The organism is Polaribacter sp., from assembly GCF_965656025.1.
Classification (GTDB): domain Bacteria; phylum Bacteroidota; class Bacteroidia; order Flavobacteriales; family Flavobacteriaceae; genus Polaribacter.
The window spans coordinates 25,773-27,733 of sequence record NZ_CBFHJT010000018.1 but is presented as its reverse complement, the minus strand read 5'-3'; the positions used below and the strand labels follow the sequence as shown (position 1 = coordinate 27,733).

Here is a 1,961-nt window from a genome sequence, read left to right as displayed (position 1 = left end):
TATTAGCAATACCCAATAAAATATAATTTAACGTTAAACCTTCTCTATTTAAAACAAAAAAGAAGGCTAAATAAATTATGGCAGATCCTGCATCTGGTTGTAGTAAAATTAAAATTGCGGGCATAAATATGATGATAAACGCCTTAATTTGATTTTTTATCAATTTAAAATTATATTGACGATCACTCAACAATTTAGCAACAGCTAAAGCTGTAAAAGCTTTTACAAATTCGGATGGTTGCAAACCAATGACCCCAAAATTATACCAAGAAGTTGCGCCGTTTATTTTTTTTCCAAACACAAATAATCCAACTAAAGAAATTAACGAAATGATATACAGAATACTTGCAAATTTTTCGTAAAATTTAGAATTAAAGAAAAGAATTATAACAATTAAGGGTATTGTTAAACAGATAAAAATAAGTTGTTTGCCGTATTTTGTAGAGAAACTCAACAAAGGTTCAACATTTTCTGTTTTAGAGGCCGAATAAATATTTAGCCAACCAAAACCTACCAAAACTGCAAATACAATCACCAAAAGCCAGTCTATGCCCGCAAAAATATTATTTTGTTCCTGACGCAATTTCCTCTGTTTTTGGTATTAATTTATCATATTCCGATTGTAAACTCAATGCTAACATATTTTGCTCTCTGTATTTAGTGGCTTTTGAAATGGTACCCTTTAAATACTTTTCTATTAACAAACTTGTAATAGGTGCAGCAATAGTAGAACCATAACCGCCATTTTCTACAAAAATAGCAAGCGCAATTTTTGGGTTTTTCTTAGGAGCAAAAGCCACTAAAATAGAATGGTCTGCTAATTGTTCTTTTATACCATTTATAATCGCAAAGTTTTCTGATGTTCCGGTTTTTCCACAAATTTCTATGCCTTTTACTTGACTCCACCTTCCTGTCCCTGTTTTAAAAACCTCATGCATTGCCTCAACTACAGGCTCAAAATGCTCTTTATCTATAGTGGTTTGTTTTTTAACAGTGTAATCAGCATTTGTAATGGGAGATTTATTCACTTCTTTTAAAATATGTGGTGTATAAAAATAACCTCTATTAGCAATTGCTGCTGTAAAATTTGCCAATTGTATAGGTGTTGTTAAAACTTCTCCTTGCCCAATTGCATTCGATATTGTTGAAGAACCGTTCCACCTGTAATCCAACCTTGCATCATAATAATCTCCTGTAGGAATTAATCCTGGACTCCCAGCAGGTAAATCATACCCTAAATAATTACCCAAACCAAAACTTTTTACATGCTTACTCCAGTTATTTAGCCCCTCAGTTGGTTGGTTATCTTTTTCTACAATTCTTTTATACGTGTTGGAAAAATAACTATTACAAGATTTTGCAATAGCGGTTTCCAAATGAATGGGTCTACCATAAATACCACAATGACAACCCATAAAAGCTCCTTTTCTATTACCATATCTATAACCATTATAGCAGTAAAATGATGTTTTTTCTGTAATTACTCTTTCTTGTAAGCCAATCAGAGCGTTCATCATTTTAAAAGGAGAACCTGGGGGATAAGCTGCTAATAAACCTCTGTCGTATGCAGGTTTAGAAATTGAGTCTTTAAATAAGAGTACAGAATTTTTAGATCGCTTTCTACCCACTAACATATTAGGATCATAAGTGGGTGCAGTTACCAATGCTAAAATTTCTCCAGAAGAAGGTTCTATTGCGACAATACCACCTCTTTTACCTTTCATTAATTTCTGAGCATATTTTTGTAACTCTATATCTAAAGTTAAGGTTAAATCTTTTCCATTTTCAGCTAAAGTATCTTTTGCCCCATTTTTATAAGAACCTGTAACTTTATTTAAATTATTTCTTTTAAAGTATTTTTTACCTTTTCTACCTCTTAAATAATGTTCGTATTGTTTCTCAATACCATCTTTACCAATTAACTCTCCTGCTTGGTAATAATCACTCTTTTTTGCTAGAGC

2 protein-coding genes are annotated in these 1,961 nt (G+C 31.9%); both read right to left on the bottom strand.

The features are described from left to right. The coding region (gene rodA, locus ACTG3S_RS05165) for a rod shape-determining protein RodA (RefSeq protein WP_439128302.1) at window positions 1-583 on the bottom strand (583 nt) is incomplete at its 3' end. Then, a partial coding sequence (locus ACTG3S_RS05160; protein ID WP_439128301.1) for a penicillin-binding transpeptidase domain-containing protein occupies window positions 564-1,961 on the bottom strand: 1,398 nt, incomplete at its 5' end. The genes ACTG3S_RS05160 and rodA, both read right to left, overlap by 20 nt.